This window comes from Kineococcus sp. DHX-1 (genome assembly GCF_042473625.1).
Taxonomy (GTDB): domain Bacteria; phylum Actinomycetota; class Actinomycetes; order Actinomycetales; family Kineococcaceae; genus Kineococcus.
In genome coordinates this window covers 1,169,396-1,184,378 of record NZ_CP170445.1, presented here as the reverse complement: position 1 = coordinate 1,184,378, position 14,983 = coordinate 1,169,396, and the positions used below count along the sequence as shown (strand labels likewise).

Genomic DNA, 14,983 nt, shown 5'->3' with positions numbered 1-14,983 from the left:
ACGCCTCTGGACGGGACGGTCTCAGGCCGTGGGGGCCAGCCGGCCGAAGGACACGGCGTCGCTCCAGATCGCGCGGAGCTGGACGGGCTTCCCGGACCGGGGGGCGTCCCACATCATGTTGTCGCCGGCGTAGATGCCGACGTGGTACGCCCGGCCACCCGAGTTCGAGAAGAACACGAGGTCGCCCGGGACGGCGGCGGCGCGCGAGATGGTCGCCGCGGCCTGCTTCTGCGCGTTGGCGGTGCGCGGGATGTTCACGCCGACCTGGCGGTACACGTAGCTGGTGTAGCCCGAGCAGTCGAAGCCGGACGGCGTGGTGCCGCCGTAGACGTAGGGCACACCGGCGTAGTCGTCGGCGATGGACAGGATCTGCGCACCGAGCGGGGCCGGCGCGGGAGCCGGCGCCGGCGCGGGGGCCGGCGCGGCGGCGACCTCGACGGCGGCCGGCTGGGCCACGGCCACGGCGCTCTCGGCGACGCTGGAGGCGATGACCGGGGCGGCGTCGCCGGTGCGGGCGGCGCGCTCGATCACGGGGGCGACGACCACGGGGGCCGGGGCCGGGGCGGCGGCGAAGGTGGCGGTGGTCGCCAGCGTCGTCGCGGTGGCGGGTGCGGAGACGACCCCGGGAGCCGTGGTGCCGAAGGCGGCGGGGACGACGCCGGCGACCGAGGCGACGCTCGCGTCGACCGCGGACGGGGCGGCGGCGGGGGCCGCGCCGGCGGGCAGGGCGACCGCGACGAGCAGACCACCGGCAGCGGCCGCGACGGCGCCGGTGCGAGCGGCCCCTCCGGCAGTGCGGGCGACGCTGTCCGACAGGTCGGTGAAGGGCGTGAGCGGACGGACGGCAGCGCGGTGGCGCGCCTGGACGCGAGTCGTCAAGGTGTGGGCCTCTCCGACGCCTGCGAGGTGAGCTGTCGGGTTCGGGCAGGGAGTAGCCCGGCCGGTTCGCACCGGCTTCACCCCAAGGGCTCGGTCGACCTGGCGGTCGGCCTCACCCGGAGAACTTGGTTCCCCCACCCCTGCCATGTGATGTCTCGGGGGACCTCGTCGCGGTGGCAGGGCTCGGCGTCCGCTGGAGGGCATCCACGTGCGTGGTCGTGGCTGCGGGTGGACCATAACCCGCCGACGACGGCGATGTCACGACCCGGTGACGAACAGGTGCCGGGCTGGTGACGTCCCGTGAATCATCTCATCACGGACGGTGACCGATCGGCACTGAGCGCCGATCTGCGTGAGGGCCGAACGGGTGACGGCCCCCCGGTGGACGTCACAGGCTGCGCTGCAACGCTCCCCCAGGGGGCCGTCCGAGTGGTTCCCGGTGGCGGAAGGGTCCGCACCGTGGTGAGCGGGGGCCCGCTGCGAGGGGCCCGGGCGTCAGCCCACGGCGACGAAGATGTGCCCCGCCTCGGCCTGTGTGAGATCCACCACGGTCTCCCCCACGGTGACCTCGACGCCGGCGCCGGAGGACTTGGCGACGACCTCGACGCCGGGCACCAGCCCCGCGCTGTGGAACTTGGCCAGCAGCGGGACGTCGGTCTGCAGGGGCTCGCCCAGGCGCCGCACGACGACCGTCCGGCCCTCGACGTCCGGGGCCGTCAGCGGCTTCACCCCGGCCCGGAAGGCCTCGGACGCCTCGCCCTCCCCGAGCTCGGCGAGCCCGGGGATCGGGTTGCCGTAGGGGTCGAAGTGCGGGTGGTCCAGGATCGCGACGAGCCGCTTCTCGACCTCCTCGGACACCACGTGCTCCCAGCGGCAGGCCTCCTCGTGGACGAGGCTCCACTCCAGGCCGATGACGTCGGTCAGCAGCCGCTCGGTCAGCCGGTGCTTGCGCATGACGCGCATGGCCTTGGCGTTGCCGGCCTCGGTCAGCTGCAGGCGGCGGTCGGTGCCGACGTGCAGCAGCCCGTCCCGTTCCATGCGGGCCACCGTCTGGGACACGGTGGGGCCGGAGTGGTGCAGCCGCTCGGCGATGCGAGCGCGCATCGGCACGATGCCTTCCTCTTCCAGTTCGAAGACCGTCTTGAGGTACATCTCGGTGGTGTCGATGAGATCGCTCACCCGGTCATCATCCGGCATCGGCCCCGGTGGTCGCACCCCTGTCCCGCCCCGCGCGAGCACGGGAGCTGCGAACGTCTCCCGATAGCGGACCCGGGGCGCCGCAGCTAGCGTCGACGACCGTGGCGACCCCGTCCAAGTCCCCCGCGACGTCCCGCTCGAGTTCGCGCAGCGGCACCAGCGTCCTGTGGTTCCGGCGGGACCTGCGCCTGCACGACCACCCCGCGCTCCTCGCCGCGGTCGCGGACGGTGAGGTCCTCCCCCTCTTCGTCGTCGACCCCGCCCTGTGGGGCCCCTCCGGCGACGTCCGCCGCGCGTACCTGCTGCGCTCGCTGCGGGCTCTCGACGCCGACCTCGGCGGCCGGCTCGTCGTCGAGCGCGGTGAGCCGACCGCGGTCGTCCGCAGCGTCGCGCGCCGGGTCGGTGCCCGCCGGGTGCACGTCAGCGCCGACGCCGGGCCCTACGGCCGTCGACGCGACGACGACGTCGCCTCCGCGCTGGCCGACGACGACCGCGAACTGGTCCGCACCGGTACCCCCTACGCGATCGGGCCGGGCACCATCCTCAACGGCTCGGGCAAGCCGTTCCAGGTGTTCACGCCGTTCTCCCGCGCCTGGAACGAGCACGGGTGGCCCGAACCGGCCGAGCTGCCCGACGACGTGCGCTGGACCGGCGAGGGCGAGGGCGTCGACGGCCGGCACTGGCCGGCCGAACCCGACCTCGGTGACCTCGAACTGCCCGAGGCGGGCGAGGAGGCCGCCCACGACCGCTGGCACGACTTCCTCGAGCACGGCCTGGCCGACTACGGCGACGAGCGGAACCGCCCCGACCACGACGGCACCTCCCAGCTCTCGCACGCCCTGAAGTGGGGTGAGCTGCACCCGAGGACGTTGCTGGCCGACCTGCGCCGCAAGCGGTCCGACGGCGCGCAGACCTACCGGACCGAGTTGTGCTGGCGCGACTTCTACGCCGACGTCCTGTGGAACCGACCCGACAGCGCGCGGGAGTACTACAAGCCGCAGCTCGCCGGGTTGCGCTACACCGATCCCGGGGAGGCGTTCACGGCGTGGGCGGAGGGGCGGACGGGGTTCCCGATCGTCGACGCCGGGATGCGTCAGCTGCGGTCGGTCGGGTGGGTGCACAACCGTGTCCGGATGATCGTCGCGAGCTTCCTCGTCAAGGACCTGCACGTCGAGTGGCGCCACGGCGCGCGCGAGTTCCTGCACTGGCTGCGCGACGGCGACCTCGCCAGCAACAACCACGGGTGGCAGTGGGTCGCGGGTTCGGGCACCGACGCCTCACCGTTCTTCCGCGTCTTCAACCCGGTGACCCAGGGGCAGAAGTTCGACCCCGAGGGCGACTACGTCCGACGCTACGTGCCGGAACTGCGGCACGTGAGCGGGAAGGCCGCGCACACGCCGTGGGACGTGGCGGACGGGTACGCCCACGGGTACCCGGAACGGATCGTCGACCACGCCCACGAACGGCAGGTCGCCCTCGACGACTACGCGCGCGTCAAGGGCTGACCCACCGGACGGGCCGGGGGTCAGGGTTCCAGCTGGGCCCGGCGACGGCCGTCGGCCTCGCCCCGGGGCTCGTCGGCCGGCCGGGCGGTGACGTCGAGGTTCTCCAGGACCGAGCGCAGCACCGCCGACCCCTGACCGGCCAGCTGCGCGACGACCTCGTTCAACCCCGTCGCCCCGTTCAGGACGGTGACGTTCGCGCCCCCGAGCCCGGTGCCGGCGGCCCGCACCATCTCGGGCAGCAGTTCGATCATCCGCTGCTCCAGCGCGATCCGGTCGCTGCTGGCCGCGGCCTCGGCGCGGCGGCGGATGGCGTCGGCCTCCGCCTCGGCGGCGATGCGCACGCGGGCGGCCTCGGCCTCCGCGGGTCGGACGACCTCGGCGGTCAGCTGCTCGCGCCGGAGTTCGGCGTTGCGGCGCGCGACCTCCTGCTGGGCCTCGATGACGGCCTGCTGCGCCTTCGCGTCCGCGAGGGGACCGGCCGCCGCGGCCTTGCGCTGCTCGGCGTCCACCTCGGCCTGGTACTGGGCGCGGACGATGGCCGTCTGCCGGGCGTACTCCGCCTGGTTCCGCGCGCTCTCCTGCTCCGCCGCAGCGGCTTGCTGGGCAGCCCGGGCGGCCGCGACGGAGGCGGCCTTGTCGACCTCGGCCTGGTGCGGTTTGGCCAGGGCCGCGATGTACCCGATGTCCTTGTCGTCGATCTGGCTGATCTGCAGGGAGTCCACGACCAGGCCGATGCGGGCCAGTTCCGGTTTCGAGGCGCCCACGATGTTCTCCGCGAGCGCCTGCTGGTCGCGGATGATGCTCTCCACGGTCATGCTGCCGACGATCGAGCGCAGGTGGCCGGAGAAGATCCGCCCGACGAGGGCCGGCATCTGCCGCTGGTCGCGCCGGAAGCGCCGCGCGGCCTTGGTGATGCTCTCGGTGTCGTCGCCGACCTTGAAGGCGATGACGGCCCGGACGTGCACGGCCAGACCCTGCGTGGTGTAGCAGTCCTCGTCGACCTCGGCCTCCTGCATCGCCAGCGTGAGGGTGCTGGCGCGGCGCAGGACGGGCACGACGAACACGCCGTGGCCGGTGACGATCCGGAAGGGGGTCTCACCGCCGTCGCGGGACCGGCGACCGGAGATCAGCAGCGCCTCGTCCGGCTGCGGGATGCGGTACCCGAACATGTCAGTCCTCCTGGGACGGCGGGGTGCGCGGCGGCACCCGCAACTGGTTCACGGGGTACACCTCGACGGACCGGTCCCCCCGGCTCGAGGCCACCAGCACGGCCTCGCCGAGGTGCACCTCGCCGTCGCAGTAGGCGATGAAGCTCTCGGTGGCACCGCGGACCTGCACGGTGACCTCCCCAGGTCGGCCGGCCCCGCGGATGCGGACCGTGACACGCCCCTGGCGACCCACGACCTCGCGATCCACCGGCGCCCCCACTTCGTTCGCTCGGGACGCAGACTACTCACCCGGCCCGTCCCCGGGGGGCCGACGCAGAACTCCCGCGACGACCGGCCCACCTGGCGGAAGGCACACTGCGCCAACGGGTCCGGACACGTCACACCGCACGCCCCGAGTTCGCACAACCGGTGCACACCCGCCGCAGCGGGAGGTCACCGCCACCGGTCAGGGAACCACCTCGCGGGGCGTGCAGGAACGCACGCCGTCGCCGCGCGGCGTCAGCCGGTCCGGTCAGCGCACCGCCAGGGCGGCACGCAGACGCCGCAGCAGCACGTGCCCGTCCGGCCCCCGCACCACGGGGACCTCCCCCACGAGCTCGACCCGGTCGTCCCCGTCCTGCCCGCCGGACGGGAGCACGTCCCCGACCTCGCGCAGGGCCACGGCCTCGACGTCACCGGGGTGCTCGCGGGCGAACTCGCGGTAGATCTGCGGGTCGTGCTCCCCGTCGTCGCCGACGAGGAACCACCGCACCCCGGGGTGGTCGGTGCGCAGCCGCTGCAGGCTGCGCCGCTTGTGCAACCGACCGTCGCGGAAGAACCCCTCAGAGGACGGTCCCCAGTCCGTCAGCAGCAGGGCACCGGCCGGGAAGCCGTGGCGGTCCAGGAACCGGGTGAGCGGCTCGTTGAAGTTCCACGGCCCGTTGCTCAGGTAGACGACGGGTCCACCACCACCACTACCGGCGGGACCGTCGTGGACGGCGGTCAGGAGGTCGGCCATCCCCTCGACGGGGGCGCGCTGGGCGAAGGCCCGGGTGAAGGTGCGGCGTGCGGCGCTCAACGGCCGCTGCAGACCGGTGAGCAGGGCGGTGTCGTCGATGTCGCAGACGATGCCCGTCCGCGCCTCCGGGGCGGCGACGTGGACCGGCGCCCGCACGGCCGGGCGGTCGCCGACGCGGAACTCGACGGGGGTGCGTCCCCGGCGGCAGGTCCCACGGCAGGACGGCGTCGAGGAGACCACCCGGACCGCTGCGCACCGTCACCGGACCCGGCCCACCCTCCGCGGCGACCTCGACGTCGACCCGGGAGCGCTGCAGGGTCACCAGGCGCCGCCAGGCGGCGACGCCGCGCACCTCGCTCGGCTCGCGGCCCGGGGCGGCCAGCACGACGCGGCCCAGCACCCGCACCCGCCCGGGCGTGCCGTAGCCCGGGTAGGGCAGCACCGCGAAGCTCCACCCCCGCCGCCGCAGGAACGCCGCGAGGACGTCCCGGCGCGCCCGCCCGACGCGGAAGAGGGCGGTGCCGAGCCGGGACACGGGGAGCGGGTCGACCCCGTCTCCGGGCTCGGCGCCGCCCACCGCAGGAGTCCCCGGCGTCACGCGTCGGCCTCCTGGCGCCGCTCGAGCCGCGACTGCAGGAGCATCAGCACGACCACGCCGGCGGCACCGGCCAGGGCGAGCGCCGCGACGGGCCCGAGGTCGGCGCCCGGGGCCAGGAGCGTGCGGTCCTCGCCCTGCCACGGCCACAGCGCCCGCAGCGACCCGGCCATGAGCCCGGTCATCACCGACAGCGTGAGGTCGGTGCGCTGCACGAGCAGGTGCTGCAGGACCCGGACGAAGGAGGCCAGCCCGATCGTCGCGCCCAGGGCGAAGGCCCCGAGGTAGGCCAGGTCCCGCTCGCTGAGGGCTGCGAGCGTCACCTCGTACAGGCCGATGGTCAGCAGCAGGAAGGACCCGGAGACGCCGGGCAGGACGAGCGCGCAGACCGCGAGGGCGGCCGCCGCCGCGACCAGGGGCAGGGGCGGGTCGACCGCGGTGCCGGCCGGCACCCCCGTGAGCAGGAAGGCCGCGACGGCCGCCAGACCGGCCGTGGCCAGCCGCGCCGGGGACCACCGCCCCACCATCCGGGCCGGGACGACGAGCGAGGCGAGGACCAGTCCGGAGAACACCGCGCGGGACCCGACGGGGTGGTCCGCCACGACCGGTTCGAGGACCGTCGTGGCGGCCAGGAGCGCGACGACCATCCCGGCCAGGACCGGGACCACGACCGGCCAGCGCACCCGGCGCAGGTGCTCGCGCGCCGCCCGCGGCCCCGCCGTCAGCGCCGACCGGCCCGCGCTGACCACGTGGCCGGCGGAGTCGACGAGGTCCCCGTACACACCGGCGACCAGGGCGACCGTGCCGCCGCTGACCCCCGGGACGACTTCGGCGCAGCCGATGAGGCCGCCCCGGACGACGTCCAGCGGCACCCGGCGACGGTCGGCGCGAGGGATTTCGGGCGTCGGAGTCGTTTCGGCGTCCACGGGCCCACCGTAACCGCGCCGCGGGTTCGGACCGCCGCCCCGTCAGGGCGCGGGGTGGCGCGCGTCGTACCGCAGGAACCCCCGCTGGGCGCTCGCGAGCGCGAGCACGGCGACCACGCAGGCCACCCCACCCGCGAGCGCGGCCAGCCCCTCGCCGATGCCCGTCGCGGCGGAGCCGAGGACGAGGTCGCCGAGGCGCGGACCCCCGGCGACGACGACGATGAACACCCCCTGCAACCGGCCGCGCAGGGCGTCGGGCGTCGCGACCTGCAGGATCGTGCCGCGGAAGATCGAGCTCACGGCGTCGGCGGCCCCGGAGACGGCGAGCAGCCCGACGCAGGCCCACAGCTTCCCGCCCGCCCCGTCCGGGGCGAGCACGAGCACGACACCGAAGGCGGCGACCGAGGCGCCGTAGACGGCGACGCAGCCGACGACGACGGCGCCCTGCCGGCGGACCCCGCCGAGGGGCCCGGACAGCAGCCCCGCCAGGACGGAGCCGAGGGCGAACCCCGCCCCGAGCAGCCCGACGGTCCTGGCTCCCCCGCCGAGCTCGGCGGCGCCGAGCGCGGGGTACAACACGCGCGGCATGGCGAACACCATGGCGCACAGGTCGGCGAGGAAGGTGGCCCGGACGTTGGGCCGGGTGGCGAGGAAGCGGACGCCCTCCAGCACCGAGCGCAGGCCGGGCCGCCGGCTGCCCTCGAGCACCTCCGGGCGCATCGGCGGGAGCCGGTGCACGCCGACGAGCGCGGCCACGAACGTCACCGCGTCCACGGTGTAGGCGGCCTGGAACCCCCACGTCGCGACGAGGAACCCGGCCAGCAGCGGCCCGACGGTCAGCGCGATCGCGTTCGTCGTCCCGGACAGCGCGTTGGCGGCCGGCAGCAGGTGGCGCGGGACGATGCCGGGGACGATGGCCGAGCGGGCCGGGTTGTTGACGGCGAAGGCCGCGCTCTGCAGGGCGACGAGGACGTAGAGCAGCCCGACCGAGTCGACGTGCCACCAGGCCTGTGCGGCGATCGCGATCGAGAGGACCCACAGGACCGCCGAGGCGAGCAGCGCGACCCGGCGCCGGTCGTGGGCGTCGACGAGCGCGCCGCCGTAGAGCCCGAGCCCGACGAGGGGGACGAGCGCGACGACCCCCACGAGGCCGACGGCGAAGGTGGAGGAGGTGAGGGCGAAGACCTGCAGGCCGACGGTGACGACGGTCAGCTGGGTGCCGATGCCGGCCAGGGACTGCCCGACCCAGAGCCACCGGAAGGCGGGGACCTCTCGCAGGGGGGTGGTGTCGGCGAACAGGCGCCGCCGCGTCGCGGCGGGTGGTGAACTCACAGCGCGAGGATAGGTCGTTGTCCGGGGGAACCACCCGGCGAGGACCCGGCCCGGACGCGGAAAGTCCCCGGGTGCTTCCGCGCCGCCGGTCGTGAGACCGTCGACGTGGGCCGGTGGACAACCCGGCACCCGGGGACCCGGTGACTGCCGTGGATTCGCCGCGCTGCGCGGGGCGACCAGAGCGGTCCGCGTCCTTGCACGCAGCTGCTAGCGGGCAGCCACCTCACGCGTCCGATGAGAAACCATGTGTTCGGACCACCTCCTTCCCGTGTACCTCGACGGTACGACTGCTCCCCGGGAGTTGTCACCCCGTATTTCCGAGGTGTGGCCGGCGGACCGCCCACTCGTCCGAGCGCGCCGCTTGTCGATCGGGGACGCGGGGGCCTACAGTGCTCGCCGTCCGAGTTGTTGTCAGAACCACCCTTACTGATCCGGGGTCCGGTCGTCCCATGAGCTCGTCCCAGCAGGTGATCCTCGTCGCGGTCTCGACGGTGATCTTCGCGCTGCTGCCCGACCGCCGCGGCGACGTCCGCGTGCACCTGCCGCTGGTGCGCCGCACGCGCGACCCGTTCGGTGGCCAGTGGGCGCTGCCGGGCGGCTGGGTGCGGCAGGACGAGAGCCTGTCCGACGCCGGCCGCCGCACGCTCGCCGAGACCACGGGGCTGCGGCCGAGCTACCTCGAGCAGCTCTACACCTTCGGCCGGCCGGACCGCTCCCCCGGCCAGCGCGTCGTGTCCGTCGTCTACTCCGCCCTCGTGCGCAACCACGAGGCCGCGGCCGCGGTGGAGGGCGAGAACGTCCGCTGGACGTCGGCCGACGACTGCACGGGCCTGGCCTTCGACCACGACGGGATCGTCCAGTACGCGCTGTGGCGGCTGCGCACGAAGGTGCAGTTCGCGCACGTCGCCCAGCACTTCCTCGACGAGCAGTTCTCCCTCGCGCAGCTGCGCGAGGTGCACGAGGCGGTCCTGCAGCGGCCGCTGGACCCGGCGAACTTCCGGCGCCAGGTCGAGGGCTCGGGAACCGTCGTCGAGACCGGCGAACGGCAGACCGGCGGTCGGCACCGACCACCCAAGCTGTACCGGGCCGTCGTCCCCGACGGGTCCGCCGGCCCGCTGCGGACCGCCGGCCCCCTGGCCTGACCCGCCCCGCACCAGACCAGCACCAGCACCCCGCGACCCACGCGGGGAACTCCCGAGAGAAGGCAGCACGATGGCGTCCGTCCCCACGCAGATCGCCCTGCTCACCCGCGCCCCGGGTGGGGTGGACAGCACCTGCGATCCCGACCTGCCCACCGCGCCGTGGCAGTTCGACGCGGTCCCCGGGCAGCCCCTGCCCCTGCCGACGTACGGCGCGGGTGCGTCGCGGCAGGACCCCGCCCCCGCGGACTCCCCCGTGCAGCAGCAGATCCCCGCGCAGTACCGCCTGCTGCCGGCCGAGGAACTGGACCGGCGCATCCGTGCGGCGAAGGAGGCGCTCGGTTCCCGGGTGACGATCCTGGGGCACGCCTACCAGCGCGACGAGATCGTGCAGTACGCCGACTTCGTCGGTGACTCCTTCCAGCTGGCGCAGCAGTCGCTGAAGCACCCCGAGGCCGAGTTCGTCGTGTTCTGCGGCGTGCACTTCATGGCCGAGACGGCCGACCTGCTGACGACCGACGACCAGCCGGTGATCCTGCCGAACCTCGCGGCCGGGTGCTCGATGGCCGACATGGCCGACATCGACGCGGTGCAGGCCTGCTGGGACCAGCTGGCCGCCGTCTACGGCACCGAACCCGACGCCGACGGCCGGGTTCCCGTCGTCCCGGTGACGTACATGAACTCCGCCGCCTCGCTCAAGGGTTTCTGCGGCGCGCACGGCGGGATCGTCTGCACGAGTTCCAACGCCCGCGAGGTGCTGGAGTGGGCGTTCGAGCGAGGGCAGCGCGTCCTGTTCTTCCCCGACCAGCACCTGGGCCGGAACACCGCCAAGGCGATGGGCGTCCCGGTCGAGGACATGCCCCTGTGGGACCCCCGCAAACCCCGCGGCGGGAACTCCGAGCAGGACCTCCTGGACGCGCGCGTGGTGCTGTGGCGGGGCTGGTGCTCGGTGCACCAGCGGTTCACGGTCGACCAGATCGCGCAGGCCCGGGCGAAGAACCCCGAGGTCCGCGTGGTCGTCCACCCCGAGTGCCCCATGGAGGTCGTCGACGCCGCCGACGAGGCGGGCTCGACGCGGTACATCCAGCTCGCCGTCGACGCCGCCCCGGCCGGGACGGCGTTCGCCATCGGCACCGAGGTCAACATGGTGCGCCGGCTCGCCGACACCCGTCCCGACCTGACGATCGAGTGCCTCGACCCCGTGGTCTGCCCGTGCTCGACGATGTACCGGATCCACCCGGCCTACCTGGCGTGGGTGCTGGAGTCCCTCGTCGAGGGCCGGGTCGTGAACCAGGTCAGCGTCGACGCCGAGGTCGCGGCCAACGCCCGCACGGCGGTGGAACGGATGCTGGCGGTCGGCGCGTGACGTCGGCCGCGGAGGTCACCACCGACGTCCTGGTCGTCGGTGCGGGCGTCGCCGGCCTGACCGCGGCGCTCGAGGCCGCCCGCGGCGGCCGGGTCGTGCTGGCCACGAAGACGACGCTCGGCGAGGGCAGCACGGCCTACGCCCAGGGCGGGATCGCCGCCGCCACCGGGCCGGACGACGTCGCCGCGCACGTCGAGGACACCCTCGCCGCGGGCGCCGGGCTCTCCTCCCCCACTGCGGCGCAGGCGCTCTGCGCGGCCGGTCCCGCCGCGGTGCGGGTCCTGGCCGAACGCGGTGTCGCCTTCGACCGGAGCGCGACCGCGGGGACCGGGTGGGCGCTGGGCCTGGAGGCCGCGCACTCCCGGCCGCGCATCCTGCACGCCGGCGGCGACCGCACGGGCGCCGCGGTCTCCCAGGCGCTCGCCGACGCGGTGCGGCGCAGCGACGTCGACGTCCGCGAGGACGCGTTCCTGCTGGGCCTGCTGACGTCCGGCGGGCGCGTGACGGGTGCGGAGTTCGCCGTCGGCCCGGCGCGCGGCGGCACCCGCACCCTGCTGCGCGTGCACGCGGGCGCTGTCGTCCTGGCCACGGGCGGTGCGGGCCAGCTCTACAGCCGCACGACGAACCCGACCGTCGCGACGGCCGACGGCCTCGCCGCGGCGTTCCGGGCGGGCGCGCTCGTGGCCGACCTGGAGTTCTTCCAGTTCCACCCCACGGTGGCCGCGGTCACCTCCCCGTTCCTCGTCTCCGAGGCCGTGCGCGGTGAGGGTGCCGTCCTGCGCGACGCCACCGGACGGCGCTTCGCCCTCGAGGCCGACCCCCGGGGCGAACTCGCCCCGCGCGACGTCGTCGCCCGCGCCATCGCCACCGCGATGGCGGGCCAGGGCGGCACGCCGGTGGTGCTCGACGCGACCGGGGTCTCGACGCACCTGGGGCGGCCGTTCGCGGACCGCTTCCCGGGCATCGCATCGCTGAGCGCCGCCGCGGGCCTGGACCCCGAGCACGACCCGCTGCCGGTCACCCCCGCCGCCCACTACTGGATGGGCGGGATCCGCACCGACGCCGCGGGCCGCACGTCGCTGCCGGGGCTGTGGGCCGCGGGCGAGGTCGCGTGCACGGGCGTGCACGGCGCGAACCGGCTCGCCTCGAACTCCCTCCTGGAGGCCCTCGTCGTGGGGGGTGCGGTGGTCGCCGACATCGCGGCCGAACGGGCCACGCCCGGGCCGGCGCCGTTCCCCGACGACGAGGTCACCGAGGTTCCGTCCCCGGCCCGCCCGGTCGCCGCCCACGTCGGGCGGCTGGACCTGCAGGCCGCGCTCTGGGAGCACGCCGGGCTCGTCCGCGAGGCCGCCGGGCTCGCGGTGGCGACCAAGCTGCTCACGCCGCAGGAGGCGCCCGTGGAGCTCGACGTGGCCGCGCTCGACGTGCCCCGCGCGACGTGGGAGGACGCGAACCTCCTCCTGGCCGGGCAGTTGCTCGTCGCGGCCGCCACGGCGCGCGAGGAGAGCCTCGGCGCCCACTTCCGCTCCGACCACCCCACCGCCCCCGCGCGGCCCCGCCGCCGCAGCCTCCGGAGGACTCCGTGACCCCCACCGCCAACACCCCAGCGGGTGTCGTCGCGCTCGCCCTGGCCGAGGACGCGCCCTGGGGCGACGTGACGAGCGAGTCGCTCCTGCCGGCCGACGCCGTCGCCGACGCCCAGCTCGTCGCCCGCGAACCCGGGGTCCTCGCCGGGTCCGCGGCGGCCCGCGAGGCGTTCACCCAGGCCGCGGCGCTCACGGGCGGGACGCTGGACGTCCTCGACCTGTCCCCCGACGGCACCCGCTTCGCCGCGGGCGACGTCCTGGGCCGCGTCCGCGGCACGGCCCGCGGGGTCCTGCGCGCCGAGCGCATCGCCCTGAACCTGCTGCAGCACCTGTCGGGCGTCGCGACCCTGACGGCGGCCTTCGTCGACGCCGTCGCCGGCACGGACGCGCGGATCGTCGACACCCGCAAGACGACCCCCGGGCTGCGGGCGCTGGAACGAGCGGCCGTGCGGGCCGGCGGCGGGCACAACCACCGTTGGTCCCTGTCGGACGCGGTCCTCGTCAAGGACAACCACCTCGCGGTGCTGCTGGCGAGCGGGCTGGACGTCACCACCGCGCTGAAGTCCGTGCGGGAGAGCGTGTCCCACACGACGACGATCGAGGTCGAGGTCGACCGGCTGGACCAGCTCGAGGCCGTCCTGGCCGCCGACGTCGACGTCGTCCTGCTCGACAACTTCTCCCTGGCCGACCTCGCGACGGGTGTCGCGCTCGTCCGGTCCCGTTCCCTCGCCCTCGTCGAGGCCAGCGGCGGGGTCAGCCTCCAGACCGTCCGCGGCATCGCCGAGCAGGGCGTGGACCTGGTCTCGGTGGGCGCGCTGACGCAGAACGCCCGCACGCTCGACCTCGGGCTCGACACGACCGTGCAGGGCAGCTGACGTGGAGACCCCCGTGGCCTCCGTGGCGTACCTGGACCACGCGGCCACGTCCCCGCCCCGGCGCGAGGTCCTGGAGGCCGTCTGGCCGTACCTGACGAACGTCACGGGGAACCCCTCGAGCGCGCACGCGGTGGGACGGGCCGCCAAGGCCGGTCTCGACGCGGCCCGCGCGGCCGTCGCCGACGTCCTCGGCGCCCGGCCCGGCGAGGTCGTGTTCACCGCCGGCGGAACCGAGGCGGACAACCTCGCCGTCACGGGGATCGCCGCGGCGAACCCCCGGGGCCGGCACGTCGTCGTCTCCGCGATCGAGCACCCGGCCGTGCTGGAGACGGCGTCCGCCCTGCGCGGCAGCGGGTTCACCGTCGACGTCGTGGGGGTGGACGCCGACGGACGCCTCGACCTCGCGGAGCTGGAACGGCTGCTGCGCCCGGACACGACCCTGGTGTCGGTGATGTACGCGAACAACGAGATCGGCACGGTCCAGCCGCTCGCCGAGATCGGCGCGCTGTGCCGCCCCCACGGGATCCCCCTGCACACCGACGCCGTCCAGGCCGCCGGGCACCTCGACGTCGACGTCGAGCGCCTCGGCGTGGACGCGCTGTCGGCCTCGGCCCACAAGTTCGGCGGACTGCGGGGGGCGGGGTTCCTCTGGGTGCGCGGTTCCGTCCCGCTCGCGCCCGTCCTGCACGGCGGCGGCCAGGAGCTCGGCCGGCGTTCGGGCACGTCCGACGTCGCCTCGGCCGTCGGGACCGCCGTCGCGCTGCACCTCGCCGCGACCGCCCGCGACGTCGAGGTGCCGCGCCTGCAGGCGCTGCGGGACCGCCTCGTCGACGGTGTTCTCGCCACCGTGCCCGGCGCCCGGCTCACCGGGTCGCGCACCCACCGGCTCCCCGGCCACGCCTCGTTCTGCTTCGAGGGCGTCGGCGGGGAGACGGTCCTCGCCGAGCTGGAGGAGTCCGGCATCGTCTGCTCCAGCGGGTCCGCCTGCGCCGCAGGCTCGGACGACGCCTCCCACGTCCTGCTCGCGACCGGGTTGTCCGCCGACCTCGCGCGCACGGCGGTCCGGTTCACGCTCGGGAACGGCTCGACCGGCGACGACGTGGATCGCGTACTGGCCGCGCTTCCCGACGCGGTCCGGGTGGCGGGCGCGCTGCGCACCTGACGAGCAGAGCCTGCTGGCGGGTCGGGTGGGTGCCCACCAGCCTGCGAGGCTCCTGCGCCGGCTCCGCATCCTCGCCGGCGACGGCTGATGCCCTTCGGGCGATCGTGGCCGACCCGCGACGGCAGGCTCTCGCGATCCCCGCACCGCAGTGGACCGTCCGCGCGCCGTGGACTGCGCGTCCCGTCAGCAGGCCTGGCCCCGCGGCGCGCGGTCATCCCGCACTCAGCACGCGATCTCGTCCGACCGTGACGTCCG

The 14,983-nt window shown here is 75.2% G+C and carries 13 protein-coding genes and 1 riboswitch; of the genes, 6 read left to right on the top strand and 7 right to left on the bottom strand.

The window, feature by feature from the left end:
* Positions 1-21 precede the first annotated feature (21 nt).
* A complete protein-coding gene (locus tag ACFEMC_RS05810; protein ID WP_380174443.1) occupies positions 22-879 on the bottom strand; it encodes a C40 family peptidase in 858 nt (285 codons plus the stop codon).
* Between the two features lie 2 nt (positions 880-881).
* A riboswitch (cyclic di-AMP (ydaO/yuaA leader) is annotated at positions 882-1,078 on the bottom strand.
* A 296-nt stretch (positions 1,079-1,374) separates the two neighbouring features.
* Positions 1,375-2,058, bottom strand: a complete 684-nt coding sequence (locus ACFEMC_RS05805; RefSeq protein WP_367641356.1) for a metal-dependent transcriptional regulator — start codon at positions 2,056-2,058, stop codon at positions 1,375-1,377.
* Positions 2,059-2,177: 119 nt separating this feature from the next.
* Between ACFEMC_RS05805 and ACFEMC_RS05800 the strand changes: the two genes are divergently transcribed.
* Positions 2,178-3,581 (top strand): cryptochrome/photolyase family protein, encoded by a 1,404-nt coding sequence (locus tag ACFEMC_RS05800; protein WP_380174440.1) that lies wholly within the window; start codon positions 2,178-2,180, stop codon positions 3,579-3,581.
* A 20-nt stretch (positions 3,582-3,601) separates the two neighbouring features.
* Here ACFEMC_RS05800 and ACFEMC_RS05795 read toward each other — a convergent pair whose 3' ends face one another.
* The 5 genes from ACFEMC_RS05795 to ACFEMC_RS05775 all read right to left on the bottom strand — a co-directional run bounded on the left by ACFEMC_RS05795 (position 3,602) and on the right by ACFEMC_RS05775 (position 8,600).
* Positions 3,602-4,750, bottom strand: a complete 1,149-nt coding sequence (locus ACFEMC_RS05795; protein WP_380174438.1) for an SPFH domain-containing protein — start codon at positions 4,748-4,750, stop codon at positions 3,602-3,604.
* 1 nt (position 4,751) lies between these two features.
* Positions 4,752-4,919: a hypothetical protein gene (locus ACFEMC_RS05790; protein WP_380174436.1), complete on the bottom strand. Its 168-nt coding sequence runs from the start codon at positions 4,917-4,919 to the stop codon at positions 4,752-4,754.
* A gap of 342 nt (positions 4,920-5,261) precedes the next feature.
* The gene (locus ACFEMC_RS05785) at positions 5,262-5,987 is read right to left on the bottom strand and encodes a phosphatase domain-containing protein (protein ID WP_380174434.1); all 726 of its coding nucleotides are present in this window, start codon (positions 5,985-5,987) and stop codon (positions 5,262-5,264) included.
* Between the two features lie 354 nt (positions 5,988-6,341).
* Positions 6,342-7,268 (bottom strand): DUF368 domain-containing protein, encoded by a 927-nt coding sequence (locus ACFEMC_RS05780; RefSeq protein WP_380174432.1) that lies wholly within the window; start codon positions 7,266-7,268, stop codon positions 6,342-6,344.
* A 42-nt stretch (positions 7,269-7,310) separates the two neighbouring features.
* Positions 7,311-8,600: an MFS transporter gene (locus ACFEMC_RS05775; RefSeq protein WP_380174430.1), complete on the bottom strand. Its 1,290-nt coding sequence runs from the start codon at positions 8,598-8,600 to the stop codon at positions 7,311-7,313.
* Positions 8,601-9,049: 449 nt separating this feature from the next.
* On the opposite strand from ACFEMC_RS05775, the gene ACFEMC_RS05770 reads away from it, so the two are divergent.
* From ACFEMC_RS05770 to ACFEMC_RS05750, 5 genes are all read left to right on the top strand, one after another.
* Positions 9,050-9,742 carry an NUDIX domain-containing protein gene (locus tag ACFEMC_RS05770; protein ID WP_380174428.1) on the top strand — a complete coding sequence of 231 codons (693 nt, stop codon included), beginning with the start codon at positions 9,050-9,052 and terminating at the stop codon, positions 9,740-9,742.
* A gap of 70 nt (positions 9,743-9,812) precedes the next feature.
* Positions 9,813-11,105: a quinolinate synthase NadA gene (gene nadA / locus ACFEMC_RS05765; RefSeq protein WP_380174426.1), complete on the top strand. Its 1,293-nt coding sequence runs from the start codon at positions 9,813-9,815 to the stop codon at positions 11,103-11,105.
* Positions 11,102-12,691, top strand: a complete 1,590-nt coding sequence (gene nadB / locus ACFEMC_RS05760; RefSeq protein WP_380174424.1) for an L-aspartate oxidase — start codon at positions 11,102-11,104, stop codon at positions 12,689-12,691. Before nadA ends, nadB begins: the two co-directional genes overlap by 4 nt.
* Complete coding sequence (gene nadC / locus ACFEMC_RS05755; RefSeq protein WP_380174422.1) at positions 12,688-13,566, top strand: carboxylating nicotinate-nucleotide diphosphorylase; 879 nt, start codon at positions 12,688-12,690, stop codon at positions 13,564-13,566. Before nadB ends, nadC begins: the two co-directional genes overlap by 4 nt.
* 1 nt (position 13,567) lies before the next feature.
* Positions 13,568-14,728, top strand: coding sequence for a cysteine desulfurase family protein (locus tag ACFEMC_RS05750; RefSeq protein WP_380174420.1), 1,161 nt, complete (start codon positions 13,568-13,570; stop codon positions 14,726-14,728).
* The last annotated feature ends 255 nt before the right edge of the window (positions 14,729-14,983 follow it).

Excerpts from the sequence above, each read along its gene's own strand:
- ACFEMC_RS05795 (WP_380174438.1), bottom strand. The coding sequence starts at position 4,750 with ATGTTCGGGTACCGCATCCCGCAGCCGGACGAGGCGCTGCTGATCTCC.
- ACFEMC_RS05770 (WP_380174428.1), top strand. The coding sequence starts at position 9,050 with ATGAGCTCGTCCCAGCAGGTGATCCTCGTCGCGGTCTCGACGGTGATC.
- nadA (WP_380174426.1), top strand. The coding sequence starts at position 9,813 with ATGGCGTCCGTCCCCACGCAGATCGCCCTGCTCACCCGCGCCCCGGGT.